Consider the following 15,898-nt stretch of genomic DNA (forward strand, 5'->3'; position numbering starts at 1 on the left):
AACAGACACGTCCAGTCGCGTTGCCCAGACAGTTCGACGGACGGCCGCGTGCCGCGCGGAAACCACGCGGCACGCGGCTCAACTTGGACAGATTTCTTGGTTTGATCGATACAGACTACTGTGGCGTCCATCTCCCGCCGCTTTTTTGAGTTCTTCGCGGAACGTTTCTTGGTCCTCAGCATCTGATTCGGCGGCTGTAGGACGTGGTTTTTGATAGCTCAATCCCGCTTNTACTCGACATCGTAGGTCTCGTCAAGATACTGCTGGACGAGCGCCGGCGTCCACGCCGGCGCGTCTACCCCAACTTCCTCGGGAGATCCGTGGACTGTGTCTTCGAACTCTTGCTGCTCTTTTTCTGAGAGTTTTCGCTTTCTCCCAGATCGGTGAGCATCAGTGACAGCCTGCTCAAGCGACTCGTCAGTGTCGAGTCGCTTGAGCCAGCTGTAGATTGTTCGCCGGCCGGTGTTATGCCACTCGGCTAGTTCAGTCTGCGTAACGCCGTTTTTGTACGCAATTGCCGCTAACAGTCGCTGTGTCGGCTTTCTCCCCTCGATGTTGTCGAGTGCGTCGTGAAGTTCTTCGACGGAGATTTCGTCGAGATGATCCATTAGAAGCTGCAACAACCTATGGGTGGAAAATTCTAANTCGTGAAGTTCTTCGACGGAGATTTCGTCGAGATGATCCATTAGAAGCTGCAACAACCTATGGGTGGAAAATTCTAACGGTTACTATAGACAGTGCCAAGTAAAGCAATCAATCGAATTTCATAGGCTTGATTAGTACTGTCGGGGATCGGCACTACAATTTTTTCTTGCCTCAGTGTTCCGGAGACGGGGGAGAGAAGATAGAGAGGGCGAGAGATGGCAAAGAACAGTGGGTCTGTGACTGAACAGAGCAGTGAACAAGATGAGTTGAAGGTCTGAAGCCCAACACCCTACCCTCACTGAGTTAGGGTGGTCACACCACCCCCACCCTAACTCAGTGAGGGTAGGGTGGGGGTTGCTGGTGACCAGCAACCTCCTTTGCTGTCTTGGGTCCCAGTAACCGCACTTACAGCTGTTCTATCACCTGTGTATCTTGCTGATCTTTGTACACCACTCTTTCAGAGAGACACTAAAAAAATCTTTCAGCAGATTCTGGAAATAGACACGACCGGGTTTCTTCCGACCGAGGACACTGAGACACTGTTCAATGGAGTCATTCCATAGCCTATTCACATAATTTCCCTAATCTCCGTCCTCAACCAACTCGTCCAAGATATCTATTTCTCGTTCTATTTTTTCTCGATTTAACATTCTTGCTTCTTTTTGTTGCTGAATACGTTCTTCCTTTCCAACTTCGCACTTATGTAGCACAAATTTTATGTCAGACTTACTCCACTCTCCTCTTTTATACACATAATGGCTGATAAGTGATTCATGTAGATTTTTTAATAGATTTAAATCTGCTTGAGAAACGTCAATATCGGTGTTCCCGTGTACCAGTCCATTACGAATATCGACTATCCTATCAATGTGCTTTCTGAAAAATTCCTCATCGTCAGGTCGAATTACTGTAGCCGCTCTATTTGTAATGTCACTGGATGAATCTCCAGGCTCAGATAAGGTTAGAGTTTCTAATCCGCGCCAGAAATCAAGAAACGAACTAATTCTATCTGGGTTTGTTATACCGTCGAAAAAGAAATGTAGACCTGATATTAATTGCTCATCTATTTCGTAGTCTTCATCACAAAACCTAGGAAGATTATCTATTTCGTCCAGTACCCATTGATCAATTATGACTGGGTTTCTGGGACGAGAATCCTCTGAAAATTCTGCCACGACAAATTCTTCGTTACGGAATACTAAAATACAAAAGGGAAAAATGATATCACTCCAACTCTTTGGCCACGGACCTGAACTTGTATTTTCATAATTTATCACAGTTTCTTTATGATGCAGATAGTTCAACTCTGCTAAGAATGTATTTAATATGAATTCCGCTCTCTCTATCGCAAAATATGGATCATTCGAGGGAATATTGATCTTCCAAAATGTGCTTTCTGTAGATACTTCATAGGGAGAGTCCTGGAAACCGGACCCAAATGATATGTCCTTTTGTGCTGTTTCTAAGAGGTCTATCCCCCTCTCATCCTCTATTTGTTTGATAGTTGCTCCATGAAATTCAAACTTATATTTATTAATACTAGATGTTTTTATTGGTAATGGGAATATAACGGAGTATTTCTCTTCTTCACTAGTTCCAAGTTTCCGCTTTAGTTCGTTAATTGATTCCTGAAATTTCGATTCAATGTCTTCCTCTGGATCGATTTGTCCAATTATATTTCTCATCTCATGTTCAAACCTTTTCCCAGATATACCATATCTTCTACGCGGAAAATGCAATTTTTCAATTATAAAAGCGAGTAGTTTTTCAATCCTATTGGAATTCTCAAATGAAGTACGTCCGTTTTCATCTAATACCTCTGCTGCTTCTCTGATGAGTATCTTCAGTTCCTCATCCATACCGACATCAAGAAAATCCTTCTATAAATTCTTTACAAGATTCATAGGACGGTCCAATTTCTCAGTGGCATTCCTGTCTCTTCCTCTGGAGTTTCGGTATATTATAAGCCATCTTCAACGAACCTTTCCAGTCGCCTCGCGATTGATACCGATCCAGTCTCCGAACTCTGGACCCAGCTGTTCGACCAGCAGTCGATCCGTGACCGATTCATCCGTGCCGTCCGCCGGTTCGCTGACGGCCGCACCGTCCCCGAGTGTTACGAGGCCCTCGAGAACCTCGAGGTTGAGAATTGCAGTCTGGTAGATTACGAGTGCACGAGTCTCGTCGATATCAAGATACTGGATGTTGCAGGCCTCGAGCGTCGACAAGAGGTCAACCGGGGATGGAAAGGTTTGCTCTCGAGACGACTCCGAGTCGCTTGACATTAGGTTTTCATTTCTGGTCTGTTCCAATAGCCTCTTCTCTTCGTCCCCGGAGCTGCGAACATTGGACCTCTGCAGCACAACGACGCGGCGTGCTCCGCGTGTTGATCGCTACTCCGCTATCGCCTCGATCTCGACGTCGATCGGGACCGGTAGCGACGTCACTTCGACGGCGCTTCGAGCCGGGAACGGAGCCGTCATGTACTCGGCGTACACCTCGTTGACCGCCTCATAATCGGCCATGTCCGTCACGAACACGGTCGTCTTAACGACATCATCGAGAGAACGGTCGGCGGCGTCGAGTACGGCTGCGACGTTTTCGAGCGTCCGTCTTGCCTGTTTTCGAACATCACCATCGATGACATCTCCCGACGAGGGGTCGACCGGTCCCTGTCCAGAGACGTAGACGTTCGAGTCGGTCACGATACCTTGGGAGAACGGTCCGATACTGTCCGGTGCTGCTGTCGTCGAAATTTCGTCCATAGTGGTGTTGCTGTGATTTGCTGTGGAATCGTCAGATTGATTGGCTATACATGAACCGTCACCGGCGAGGCGATGGATCGCGACCATCGTCTCGAAACGGCAGACGGCGTCCGTCGAGGGAGGAACTCAGTCGGCGTTCTGTTCGTGCACCTCTACGAGGAGTTCTGCAAAGGCCTCCGTCGTCGCCTCGAAGAGTTGTTCGCCGGTGGTCTCGTCCGCGACGTTCGGATCGCCGATCGCACCGCTGTCGGAGTATTCCTCGAACTGGCGATACACCGACAGCGGACCGCCGCTGACGAGGTCGTCCCCACCGAGGTCGTACTGCTCGTCCCAGTAGGTCGCAGGCATCGCGTCGGTGTCGACGAGTTCCGGGTGAAGATACATCATCAGCGATGTCTCGAACTCCCCGCCGTGGGCCATCCCGCCCGTGTCGCTGTCGCGCACTTCGTCTACGAAATCGGTCACCAGCTCGAAGTACGTGACTCCGAGAATCTCGGTCTCCGGGTGTTCGCGTCCAAGTTCCGACACGGCAGCGCCGATGAGCGGAGTGTTCCCGCCGTGGCCGTTCACCAGCAACAGCGCGTCAAAACCGTTTTCAAGCCCGGAATCGGCAGTGTCACGGACGAAATTGAGGAGCGTCTCGAACCCTGCCGAAAGCGTCCCGCCGAGCGAGAGATGATGCGGGGAGTAACCGGGTCTGATCGGTGGTGCGACCAGAACGGGCACATCCTCAGCCGCGTGTTTTGCGCCCGCTGTCGCGACACCGTTCGCCAGCAGCGTATCGGTCATGACCGGGAGATGCTCCCCGTGTTGCTCAATGCTGCCGACTGGAACGACGAGCACGGAGCCGTCGGTCTCGCCGACGCTCGCGATATCGCTCGCGGATTGTGCACCAAGCGAGACCACGTCGTCGAATCTGGCAGTTGGGCACGTCATGCGATGCGGTACTCCTCAATGCTGTCTCGATCGACTTCGACGCCCAGTCCGGGACCTTCCGGCACAGACAGCGCCCCATCAGAGATCTCGAACGGGTCACGGATAACGTCGTCTTCCCAGCCGTAGTAGACCGAATCTGGCGGGAGCGAGAAACCAGGGACGCCATGGACGGAGTGCAGGATCGCGGCCGTCCGGACGCCGAGATCGAACGCGCAATGGTGAGCGGCCGGGATCCCTGCGTCCTCTGCGATAGCCGCCTGCTGGCGGAGCCCCGCGATACCGCCCGCCGGCGTCAGATCGAGGACCGCGACATCGACGGCACCAGCGTCGATGAGCCGGCGCAGGTTGTGCGGGATGTATGTGTCTTCATTCGGTCCCATCGGTTGCCCAGTCTGGTTTTTCAGGCTGGCCATCGATCTATGTGCGTCGACTCGGATCGGCTGTTCCATGTACTGGAGGTAGATCCCGGCATCGGCGAGTTGCGAGCCGACGCGGATCGCCTGATCAATCGTCCAGCCCTGATTGGGATCGAGTCGGAACTCCAGTTCGCCATCGACTTCGTCGTGCATCGCTTTGATGCGGGCGACATCTTCTCTCCAGTCGCGACCGGCTTTTGTCTTCAGCACGGAGTAGCCCGCATCAAGCACCTCGGCGGCACGCCGCCTAGACTGGTCGGTCGGGAGAATACCGAGACAGTACGCCACGTCGATCTCTCGAGCGTCGCCATAGTCGTCCTGATGGTCGCGGTGTCTCACGTCCGTCTGGCTTGGCGTCGTCCAGCCCCCGAGGAGTTCGTACACTGGCTTATCGAGCGACTTGCCCACGATGTCCCAGCACGCTACTTCGACCGGTGCAAAGAACATGTCGGCGTTAGCGTATTCGATGAACACTTGTCGTCGAAGCTTCTCCAGTTCGAACGGCGACTGGCCGACGACGAGCGGGCGGATTCCATCTTCGATGATGGAGACGGTCGCCTCCGGCGTGAGGAAGACGCGGACTTCTCCCCAGCCGGAGACCCCCTCGTCGGTGTCGACCCGGACCAGGACACGGTCCATGTCATCGAGCGAGTTGTGATTCGTTACGTACGGTCCAATGCCTCCGTCTTCGAACGGAACGAGTGGAACGTTGACCGCGAACGCTTGGATATCTGTAATTTTCATGGGTATCTCTGTCAGGTGATTAGCTGTCGAATCGAGTCATAACCGTCGCGCACGGCGACCGTATCGGTGGACTGCATGTGCCCAAATCGGAGTATTCGTCCGTCATGCGAGGGGCATCACCGTTGAAATGGTGAGAGTGAAGACGAGTCCGAAGACCGCTATCAGGGTCGTGACGACCGTCCACGTTTTGAGCGCCTCCGCCTGTGTCAGCCCGCCAATCTCGGTGATGATCCAGAACCCACCGTCGTTGTACCACGAAAGGATGTTGCCGCCCGCACCGATGGCCATTACGAGGTACGCCGGATGAACCGTCAATTGTCCGATGAGGGGCGCTACGATTCCGGCAGTCGTAAGCATCGCGACGGTTGCGGATCCCTGCGCGATACGAACTGCGGCGGCGATGATCCACGCGGTGATGATGAGACCAAGTCCGAGTTCCTGGAGCGCGCTGGAGATGTACCCGCCGACGCCGGCCGCAGCAAGCATCCCGCCGAACGCCCCGCCCGCCCCGACGATAGCGGCGATGTTTCCACCTTCCTTTAGTGCCTCGGTCAGTTCGTCCGCCCACGTCTCCAGGTCGTCCGTGTTCATTCGGTAGAACGTGATGGCCGAAACGAGCGCGGCGACGGTCAGCGCGAAATTCGGATTCCCTACGAATGCAAAGAGCGCGACGAACCAGTCGCCGGACGAGAAGAACGTGTTGGTGATGGTCTGTGCACCTACCAGCACGATGGCGAGCAGGATTGGCAGAGACGCCTCCAGCACGCCCGGGAGGTTCGACGCGGGCTGCTGTGAAATGTCTTTGAGCTCCTCTGTCGTCGTCCCCATTGTGTCGCGGAGTGGAATGTCGATCCGCTTCGCGATGAATTTACCGTAAACCAGCCCCGAGAGCACCGCCGTCGGGAAGCCGACCAGCATCCCGACGAGCATCGTCGTGCCGAGATTCGCCTCGACCTCGGACGCGACGGCGAGCGGGCCGGGAGTGGGAGGAACGAAGACGTGCGTCGTCGCGGCGGCAGCGCAGATGACGACGATAAACAGCGAATAGCTGTGTCCGACTCGTGCCCGCATCGAGCGAGCGAGCGGCGCAAGCAGGTAGAACACGTTGCCGAAGAAGACAGGAATCGCGAGGACGAACCCGCTCCCAAACAACGCGTACTCGCCGTTATCCTCGCCCGTGATCGCCGTAAACGAGCGGATAATGCGCTCAGCAGCACCGCTTTCCAGCATCGTCTTTCCGATCACTGCCGCCATCAGGATGGGGATCCCTACCCCCGCGAACGTATCACCGAACGCTGTCGCGGTTTCGGACGCGATGTCTCCGAGCGGGACCTGGGGCGCTACCGTCCCGACGGCGAACGTCGAAATTATCAGACCGATGAACGCCGGCAATTTGAGTTTCACCAGGAGTAGTACTGTCATCATCAAACCGATTCCAAATGCTACCAGCGGGGCATGTTCGAATGCCATACCCTGGCACATGTATTGAACAAACATAAATTTATTCCCCCAGTTAGACTTATTTTCAGAACTTTTTGACAGAAACGCTTCCGATTGTGCCAAAAACACAGTCCGGGGCCGTGGATTAGGGGATCGCAAGAGGGCGACGCCGTCGGCGGCAAAACTACGTTGTGCAGCCGCTCCGACCGTTTCATCGCAGTGGAACGTCTCCTATTTGAGTACTGCTTTTGCACGTTCCCTGTGGGATCTTCCGATCATGCCGAAAAAGTTTCCGAAGATAGGAAGGAAACCGACTCGATACGTCGCTTGAGCGTTCAGACTGCAGAAGTCGGCAGAACTCCTTAGCAAGCATTGGGTTACCTGTAAAGGTATCCCTGTCGCCGGCCTCAGTTTTGTCTTTTCGACAGAGTCGGAAATCTAGTCGACGATGCAGAAGAGGTTTTTTGCTCATGAACAAACGAGACGGCAGCATGGCTGATGACTGCTCACAGAAGACGATCACCGCGGTCGAGACTTCGTTCGATATTCTGGAGACGCTCGATGATCTGGAACCAGCAGGGGTTTCAGCGATCGCGGAGCAACTCAAAATGTCCACGAGTACCGTTTTCAACCATCTAAACACATTACTCCAACGGGGATACGTAGTGAAAGAAGGTACCGAGTATCGCCGGTCGCTTCAGTTTCTAGCCGACGGCGGGACTGTCAGACAGCGGCGTGACGCGGCATCGTTACTCAAAGAGAAAGTCGAAGCGCTAGCCGGTTCGACGGGCGAAATCGCGGGTGCGGCGGTAGAAGAACGGGGTCAGCGGGTTATTATCGCCCGCAGCTCCGGTGATATGGCCACCGCCGACAAGATCCCGATTGGGAATCACTCGACTATGCACTGGACGTCGCTGGGCAAAGCCATCCTAGCGTGTCTATCCCCTGCTAGGCGCGCCGAGATTATCGACCGTCACGGGCTCCCGCGTGGGACCGAACGAACGCTCACAGAGCGGGACGAACTCGAGGACGCACTCGAAGAGATACGTCGGCAGGGGTACGCGATCGATGATGAAGAGCACCTGCGAGGCGTGAGAGGAATCGCAGTGCCGGTTCTCGACGACGATCAAAATGTCATCGCCTCGATTGGCATTACGGGCCCGCAGAGCAGGTTTCGCTCCTCGTATCTCGCTGATCTCCTCGACTCGCTGGAGTACGCGAAAAACGAAATCGAAGTAAGGACCCGCTATTAGACCTTAGTGCTGTCAGGAACCGATTGATAATGTCTACGAGGATCGAAATTCCGTGTTCGCGGTATTGCTCTACAATATCTGGCGACTCACCGGCTTCCTGCTGAAGGGTGGCATCGATGGCGAGATGGACTACACGTCAGTACTGACAACAGACGAGTGTGTGGAGCTAATCGTGTCAGCGTTGATTCCGCCTGACTGAGGGACTGTACTCTCGCCGGGATTGCTTGCTCAAGAGTGGCGACGCTCTTTGAGGTCGTCTGAATCCACGCAATTTCTCACGGTCACGTGATCCTTTCTTCGCGCGGGCTCTAGATCGAGGTCAACCTTGAGAAGAAATTTCTGTATATCAATATTACCTTTATGAGGGGAGATATGTCATTGGCCCTGGTTTTACAGACCTCGAGATGGCTGTAAGCGGTAATTCATCACTGAGACGAGCGTACTTTTGATTAGTAGTCACAAGTAGCTTTACTAATGGCGACGCCCTCTGCCGAGCCAAGTCGATAGAAATCAACGATTCAGCGGCTACACCCCGGGAACGTCCCTCGAGGACGCCCTTACGGAGTGCCTCGAGTTCAAGCAGGACAAGTCACCGAACTATCGGTAGAATCTCGAGCGCGTCGTCGAGGATTGGATCGACTTCTGCGAGGCGCGGCTGGACGTAACGACCGTCGAAGATGTCGCGAAACACCACATGAGCCGGTACGCCAGCCATCTCGCCCGCCGGATCGAAGCCGGCGATGCTGGCGACAGCGAGATCTCGGCAACGATGGCGTAGACGTACTACGACTACATCTCGGCGTTCCTCGCGTGGACCGTCAAGTCGGACTACCGTGGGGAGAACCCGGCTGAGAAGCCCGAACCCCGTGAATCGCTTTCTGACCACCCCTCGAGCGACGAGTACGAGCGGCAGTTCTGGAACTCAAAGCAGCGCTAGACCATCCTCAATTACGTTCGCTGGCGCGTCGATAGCGCTTACCAAGAGTCGATCGCACCGATGCCGATCTTGCACCAGCGCCTGCGCGATCGCCTATTCTGGGTCTGGGGTGAGGTACTGAAAGATCCGGCCGACATCGGCGCCGCGGCCTCCGGTGGGCTGACGTCGACCTCGATGACGGCATCGCGACGATTCTCGAGACGATCCTTCCCTGCGAGGACCTGCGGATACGCTCCGATTCGAAAATCACGTACAGCGGCCGATTCGACGGCCGCCAAATCGTTTTTAACAGACATACAGGGTGTCATAGAATACGTCTCACACCCGCTATTTGATGATTATAGCAGTCTCATTCTACGCTTCCACCAGCGTTTGAGCTGCTCTCGTGTTTTATCCATCCTACCTGACCGAGAATAATGTTGCTTGAGAACTATTGTATGACACCCTCGACATAATATATTCTAATCAGACAGGAAGATCTGCCATACTCGCGACCGCTGATTCGAATGGAAGAGGAGAAACACCGTCACGAGAGTAGCTAGTTAATTTGAATATTACTAATCTCTATCGAGCTTTTCACACAGTATTTACTTCTATCGACCAATATACGGGAATATATGATTAAGGTGAACTAAAGCCCGACAAGTATTCGAAAGAATTTTTCCAGAAGGCAGAAACGAACGAAGTCGACCGAAGCCGACATAAGATGAGCTATGAGACGAAATATTTCCATAGGGCAAACGACGGCGTTCCTACTCGGACAGTGGCTACAACCCGCTGTTTGGATCAGTTAACAATCGTCAAGATCATAGAGGAACTGATAATTTCCTAAAATCTTCGGCATTCATATACACTGAGATGCCGCCGGACTGCAATCGCGAGCGCTGACGTCCCGTCCTCAGGATGCGACAGCCGATTCCCAAGGACGGAGCTGCCTGGCGACGGCTCAAACGAACGCGAACTCGCCGATCGACCCCCGAGGCACCGACGCAGCATACACCTGCTCGGCAAGCGCGACGTCGACGGCTCCCACGCCTATCGGGACGAACAGCGTTCGGTCGTCGGCCTGGATCACGCCGCTGTACTCGCCGTCGAGGATCTCCCCGATCGTCGCGTCCAGATCCGTTCGCCCAAGGGCGTCCCGCTCGGCCATCGATGCCAGCGCGCCCCGATTCAAACACTGTTGGGCATGATCGACGATCACGTGATCGGCTTCGAGGATCGTCTTGTCCGCGAGTTCTTGGTACGACCCCAGCGCGACGACGAGGTCGGTTTCCTCGAGCCACCGGTCGTCGACGACGGGACTCTGTGCGTTCGTGGCGGTGATGACCGCGTCGCTGCGGGCGGCCGCCCGGGGCCGGTCGGCGACAACAAGGTCGACTCCAAGCTCCGGATCTAGCTCTCGGACGAACGCTTCACCGGTCGCCCGGTCGGTGTCAAACACGCGGATCTCCGCGACATCGAGCAATTCGTCAATCACCGCGACCTGGAACCGGGCCTGAAAGCCGGCACCGAATAGCCCCACGGACGCGGGCGGCGAAGGAGCGAGCCGATCCAATCCGACGACCGACTGCAGGGCCGTGCGAACGCCGGTCAGATACATCCCCTCCATCACGGCCTTAAACACGCCGTCCTCGACGTCGAACAGGAGAATCAGCGAGCTAATCGGGCGATCGGTGTCCCCGTCCCAGGTCGCGACGGCCCACTTCAGCCCGGCGACCTTGAGCCAGTCGACATAGGCGGGCATGTCGATTGCGAACGCGTTCAACTCCGGCCACTCGCCATCGTCGCCCATGTGCATCCCCAGCTTCGGCGGGTTCAACACCCGGTCACGGGCGGCCTCGACGTAGGTCTGTGTTACCGTCTCGAGACTCTCGGCGAAATCGATGCGACGCTCGACGTCGTCCTCGGCAAACAGCTTGGTAGTCATTCCCTGCCAGCAGTTCGTAGGAGCCCCCAATAACGGTTTCGGCTCCCGGCAACGCGGCCACGTCGGAACGGGCGCACAGGCGCTCGATCCGCTATGGATCCGACCGGTAGATTGCCTTCTCGTGGGTGTAGAACTCGTAGGCGTGCTGGCCGAGCTCCTTCTGGGTCTCCGAGGACGACGCCTTCATCCCGCCAAACGGCATCTGGACGTGCGAACCGGTCGTCGTGCCGTTGATTTTGACGACGCCAGCTTCGATCTGTTTGGTGAACGATCGCGATTTGGCCATATTGGTTGTGAAGATACTGGCCGAGAGCCCGTAGTTGACGTCGTTCGCGACGCGCACAGCTTCGTCGAAGTCAGCGACCTCGATGACGCCAAGTACGGGTCCAAACACCTCTTCCTGGGCGATTCGCATCCCAGGCTCGACGTCGGTAAAGACCGTCGGCTCGACGAAGTAGCCTGCCTCGGGCGTAGCCGGCTGGCCACCGCCAGTCTGCAGCGTGGCACCTTCTTTCTCGGCGACCTCGATATACTCGAGGTTCGTTTCATTTTCGCCGGCGGAGACGGCCGGCCCTATATCGGGATCGTCCAGTCCCGGGCCGATCGACAGCGCCTCGGCACGTTCGACGACAGCCGCGGTCAGCTCATCAGCGACGTCCTCGTGGACGATTAACCGGCTGGTGGCGGTACAGGCCTGGCCGCAGCCTCCGAACGCGCCGCTAATCGCGGCGTCGGCAGCAGCCTCCAGGTCGGCGTCGGGAAGCACGACCTGTGGGTTCTTCCCGCCCATCTCGGTCTGGATCGGGATCCCCCGGGTAGCCACCGTCTCGGCGATGTGCTGACCGGTCTCCGTCGACCCGGTAAAAGAGACGCCGTCGACGCGCTCGTCGGTCGTCAGCGCGTCGCCGACCGTCGACCCGGAGCCGACGACGAGGTTGACGACTCCATTGGGCACCCCGACCTCCGCGAGGAGTTCGACGAGTTGCTTTGCGATCATCGGCGTCTCAGAGGAGGGTTTCAGTACCACCGTGTTCCCCGTTGCGAGCGCCGTGGCGAGTTTCCAGCTCGGCGTCGCGATCGGGAAGTTCCAGGGTGTGATCAGCGTTACAACGCCGAGCGGTTCCCGAACGGTGTATGTCAGCGTCTCCGGGTCGCTCGAGGGAATCGTCTCCCCGGTAGCGCTGCGAGCGTAGCTCGCGAAAAACCGGAAGATCTCTGCAGCTCGGCTCACCTCGCCCCGACCCGAGGAGATCGGTTTCCCCTCCTCGCGAGTGAGCGTTTCCGCGAGTGCGTCGCGGTTTGCATCGATGCGTTCCGCGACCTCATAGAGGATCGTGTCCCGATCGTCGGGCGTCGTCGCCGCCCAGTTGTCGCTTGCTGCCGCAGCCGCGCTTACCGCCTCTTCGGCCTGGGTCTCGCTTGCACCGGAAAACGCGACGATCGGGTCTTCGGGAGCGGCGGGATCGCGAACCGTGATCTCGTCGGTGCTATCGCCGTCGGTCCACACGCCGTCGATGTACTGGTAATGTGTCTCAGTCATGGGTAGGTGGGCCGTCGCGTCACCGCTGGCTAGCCAACACGACGCTCGGTTGACCGTCCGAACTGGACCGGCCGTCGGTGCCTACACGGTACCTAAGCTATCGTTTGGCGAACCCGCGGCTTACGCTGAGGCCAGGTAACATATCTGCCACACAACCCCCTAAAGATTGCGAAATCCCGAAAAAGACGCGAAATGAGGACGGATCGGTACGCGTCGCTAATCGTCGGCCGCCGGTTCCTGTGACGCTGACGTCTCCTCGGAGCGACTCGGCTGGCGAACCCAGTTCGCGTCCTCTTGGAAGAGGGAGCTCCCGTGTCTGTCGCCGAGATGGGAAATAAACACGAAGATCGACAGCAGACAGATGACGGCGAACGGGACTCCGGTGATGATCACTGACGAGCGAAGCGCGGCCGCACCGCCGAGGACGACGAGGATCGAGGCGATAATCCCCTGCAGAACTCCCCAGAACAATCGGTTGATTCGGGACGGACGGGCCTTCCCGCCGGTGGTCAACATTGCGACCGCTAGCGTCGATGAATCGGCCGACGTCGCGAAGAACGTGACCACGAGGATGAAAAACAGCCCTATCCAGATCTCGCCAAGCGGGAGGGCACCGAACAGAATAAAGCCAGCGACGCCGTCGCCGTACTCGCCGATCGGACTGAGCAGGTTCGCTGCCCCGCCGTGTTCGAGCAGGACCGAGGTCCCGCCGACGACGGAGAACCAGACGATCGAGACGGACGTCATCGCGACGTATGCCGTAAAGATCACTTCCCGAATCGTCCGCCCTTCCGAGATGCGCGCAAGGAAGAGGCCGACGAAGGGTGCCCAGGCAAGCCACCATGACCAGTAAAAAACGGTCCAGAAGGAGGCCCATGCCGTACCCCCCTCGGTGCCGCTGCCCGAGAACAACATCATCGAAAAGAAGTTGTTCACATAGGTGCCGACTGCCGCCACACCGGTATTGAGCACGCCAAGGGTCGGGCCAAGCACCAGGGCGACGACGAGCAAGATGCCCATAATGCCCAGGTTGAAATCCGAAAGCCGACGAATTCCCCGATCGACACCCACGAGCAACGAGGCGACGAAGACGATCGTGATTCCGACGATGATGATCAGCGTTTCGACGTTCCCAAACGTGGCACCGGTCTGGAACTCGATGCCGGCCAACAGCTGGGTCGCGATAAATCCGAGCCCCGTCGCGATCCCACCAAGGGTGGCGACGACGGCCAAGGTGTCGATCGTCTTGCCAACGACGCCGTCCAGTCCGTCCTTTCCGACGATGGGGTACAGTACCGTCGAGGTACGGAAGGGCGCGCCTTCTCGGTAGACGTAGTAGGCTACAGGGATCCCGATCGCTAGGTATCCCGCCCACGCACTAATACCGTAGTGGAAGATGGCGTACGCGATCGCCGGCACGATCGCCGCATCGGTTTCGGCCTCGACGCCCTCGAACAGCGGCGACGGCGCCGCGTAGTGGGTCAGTGCCTCAACGGGCCCGAAAAAGACGATGCCGGCCGACAGTCCCGCGGAAAAGAACATCGCGAAGTACGAGAAGTAGCTGTAATCGGGATCGCCATCGCCCAGCTTGATCTTCCCGTACTTGCTGCACATGAGCCAGATACCGACCATCGTGATGAGAAACACCGAGCCGAGGTACAGCCAGGCGAGTCCCTCGCCGAACACCTGGAACGCCGTGTCGACCTGTGTTTGGATCCACTCCGTCCGGAGCGCCGCGAGCGCGATAAACGCGAGCGTTAGCGATGTCCCGAGGATGAACGGAATGGGATCGATCTCTTCAACGAAGACTCTAAACGCACTCGTATCCTCATCAACCATATGTGTGTCTTGCTATCACAGTAGCACCCGAGCTGTATATAATTTACTATCATCGGCTATCAGCGCACAACAGCATCGATTCTCCCTATACTACATGGGACATGGCCCGACACTGAGGACGATCGATCGCCGGTATTCGGGGTATCGCGCCTTCTCGGCCCGCTCACTGCTGTCCTCGTTGAACAATGCCAACAACTAATACGGTTCGCTATCTGCTGGAGTATATGGCCGATGAGCAGCCTGTTTTCGACTACGCGGCGTCGGCACCGTGGGAGCAAGTCATCACCGCGTACGGCGACCGTGAGGAACTGAATCGTCATATCAGGGAGATGGTCGCCGCGGGCCACTCCAAGGACGAGTGCTGGGAGACGATCTGGGATTACGAGGTTCGTCAGTTCGAGACGAGCCAACGGTTCCGGACCGAAGTAAAGGACCGGTACGACGACGCAGGCGTGGATCTGCTCAGTGTAACGCCGTGGGTTCACGAGACCGGCGTCTCCGAACGCGACGGTCAGCGCCGGGATCTGTCCCGCTGGCAGGCGCGATTCGACGCGGCCGACTGGCTGCGGAAGGTAACCGCTCCCGCGGAGGCGCGTCGTGTAGCGGCCAGCGACGAGGTCGGGATTGTCCTGAACACCCAGAACGTCGGTGCGGCGATCGAGGGCTCGGTCAACGAGGTCGACGTCCTCTACAACGAGGGTGTGCGGATATTCCAGCTCACTTATAATTACCAGAACGGGGTTGGCACCGGCTGTAACGACCATTCGGAGGGTGGCCTCTCCACGTTCGGCAGGGACGTCGTCGATCGGATCACCGAACTGGGTGGGGTCGTCGACGTCTCCCATTGTGGAAAGCAAACGACGCTCGATACGATCGCGTACGCCGACGCGCCCGTGGCGGTGACCCACGCCGGCTGTCAGGCGGTCGCCGACCACTACCGAGGAAAGTCTGACGAGGAGATCGAGGCGCTGGCCGAAGCCGACGGGTACATGGGGATCGTCGGCCTGCCTTGGTTCATCGCTCCTGGCGTCGACGACCCCACGTTGGACGTGTTTTTCGAGCACCTCGAGCACGCCCGGTCGATTCTCGGAACCGACAGCGTCGGTATCGCGACGGACTTCTACCCCGCCGATACGCAGTTCCCGAGCGAGCTGCTGGCCTATTACAAGGAACACATCATCGGGCTTGGCTTCGACCGGGAGAACGTCGAGCAGCGCACGATCGCCGACGGGCTCGGCATGTTCGAGACGTACACCGACTGGCCTGTCATTCGCGGCGAACTGGAGAACCGGTTCGAGCCGGCGGAGGCCGCGGGGATCCTCGGCGGAAACTTCCTCGAGTACTGGGAACGCGCACGATAATCTCTAATCGGAACGGTTACTCAGTGATCGACAGGCGTCAAGCCAACTTTTGTTTTGATGAGCTGCTGTCGTCGACCCACCGACTCGTCAGA

11 protein-coding genes and 1 pseudogene are annotated in these 15,898 nt (G+C 57.0%); 2 read left to right on the forward strand and 10 right to left on the reverse strand.

Annotation, left to right across the window (positions count from 1 at the left end; all coding sequences use genetic code 11):
* The 7 genes and pseudogenes from C492_RS08340 to C492_RS08365 all read right to left on the reverse strand — a co-directional run.
* Window positions 1–608: pseudogene (locus tag C492_RS08340) on the reverse strand (IS630 family transposase); the annotation flags it as partial.
* Window positions 609–1,226: 618 nt separating this feature from the next.
* On the reverse strand, window positions 1,227–2,504 hold the full coding sequence (locus C492_RS23600) for a HEPN domain-containing protein (RefSeq protein ID WP_152424848.1): 1,278 nt from the start codon (window positions 2,502–2,504) through the stop codon (window positions 1,227–1,229).
* 114 nt (window positions 2,505–2,618) lie between these two features.
* Window positions 2,619–3,008 (reverse strand): hypothetical protein, encoded by a 390-nt coding sequence (locus C492_RS08345; RefSeq protein WP_008422370.1) that lies wholly within the window; start codon window positions 3,006–3,008, stop codon window positions 2,619–2,621.
* Between the two features lie 30 nt (window positions 3,009–3,038).
* Window positions 3,039–3,410, reverse strand: a complete 372-nt coding sequence (locus tag C492_RS08350; RefSeq protein ID WP_049892875.1) for a Rid family detoxifying hydrolase — start codon at window positions 3,408–3,410, stop codon at window positions 3,039–3,041.
* A 126-nt stretch (window positions 3,411–3,536) separates the two neighbouring features.
* Complete coding sequence (locus C492_RS08355) at window positions 3,537–4,346, reverse strand: creatininase family protein (RefSeq protein ID WP_049892876.1); 810 nt, start codon at window positions 4,344–4,346, stop codon at window positions 3,537–3,539.
* Entirely contained in the window at window positions 4,343–5,506 is a 1,164-nt protein-coding gene (locus C492_RS08360; protein ID WP_049892877.1) for a mandelate racemase/muconate lactonizing enzyme family protein, read from the reverse strand. The genes C492_RS08355 and C492_RS08360 overlap by 4 nt, the downstream gene beginning before the upstream one ends.
* A gap of 102 nt (window positions 5,507–5,608) precedes the next feature.
* Complete coding sequence (locus C492_RS08365) at window positions 5,609–6,976, reverse strand: GntP family permease (protein WP_049892883.1); 1,368 nt, start codon at window positions 6,974–6,976, stop codon at window positions 5,609–5,611.
* Between the two features lie 461 nt (window positions 6,977–7,437).
* Here C492_RS08365 and C492_RS08370 point away from each other — a divergent pair, with 461 nt between their 5' ends.
* Window positions 7,438–8,199, forward strand: coding sequence for an IclR family transcriptional regulator (locus C492_RS08370; protein ID WP_049892884.1), 762 nt, complete (start codon window positions 7,438–7,440; stop codon window positions 8,197–8,199).
* A 1,883-nt stretch (window positions 8,200–10,082) separates the two neighbouring features.
* Here the strand turns inward: C492_RS08370 and C492_RS08380 are convergent.
* The 3 genes from C492_RS08380 to C492_RS08390 form a co-directional block, all read right to left on the reverse strand.
* Window positions 10,083–11,066 carry an ornithine cyclodeaminase family protein gene (locus C492_RS08380; RefSeq protein WP_008422384.1) on the reverse strand — a complete coding sequence of 328 codons (984 nt, stop codon included), beginning with the start codon at window positions 11,064–11,066 and terminating at the stop codon, window positions 10,083–10,085.
* A 91-nt stretch (window positions 11,067–11,157) separates the two neighbouring features.
* Window positions 11,158–12,606 carry an aldehyde dehydrogenase family protein gene (locus C492_RS08385; protein WP_049892878.1) on the reverse strand — a complete coding sequence of 483 codons (1,449 nt, stop codon included), beginning with the start codon at window positions 12,604–12,606 and terminating at the stop codon, window positions 11,158–11,160.
* Between the two features lie 216 nt (window positions 12,607–12,822).
* Complete coding sequence (locus tag C492_RS08390) at window positions 12,823–14,445, reverse strand: BCCT family transporter (protein WP_008422388.1); 1,623 nt, start codon at window positions 14,443–14,445, stop codon at window positions 12,823–12,825.
* A 224-nt stretch (window positions 14,446–14,669) separates the two neighbouring features.
* Here C492_RS08390 and C492_RS08395 point away from each other — a divergent pair, with 224 nt between their 5' ends.
* Complete coding sequence (locus tag C492_RS08395; protein ID WP_049892879.1) at window positions 14,670–15,806, forward strand: dipeptidase; 1,137 nt, start codon at window positions 14,670–14,672, stop codon at window positions 15,804–15,806.
* Window positions 15,807–15,898 lie beyond the last annotated feature (92 nt).

Source organism: Natronococcus jeotgali DSM 18795 (assembly GCF_000337695.1).
Taxonomy (GTDB): Archaea; Halobacteriota; Halobacteria; order Halobacteriales; family Natrialbaceae; genus Natronococcus; species Natronococcus jeotgali.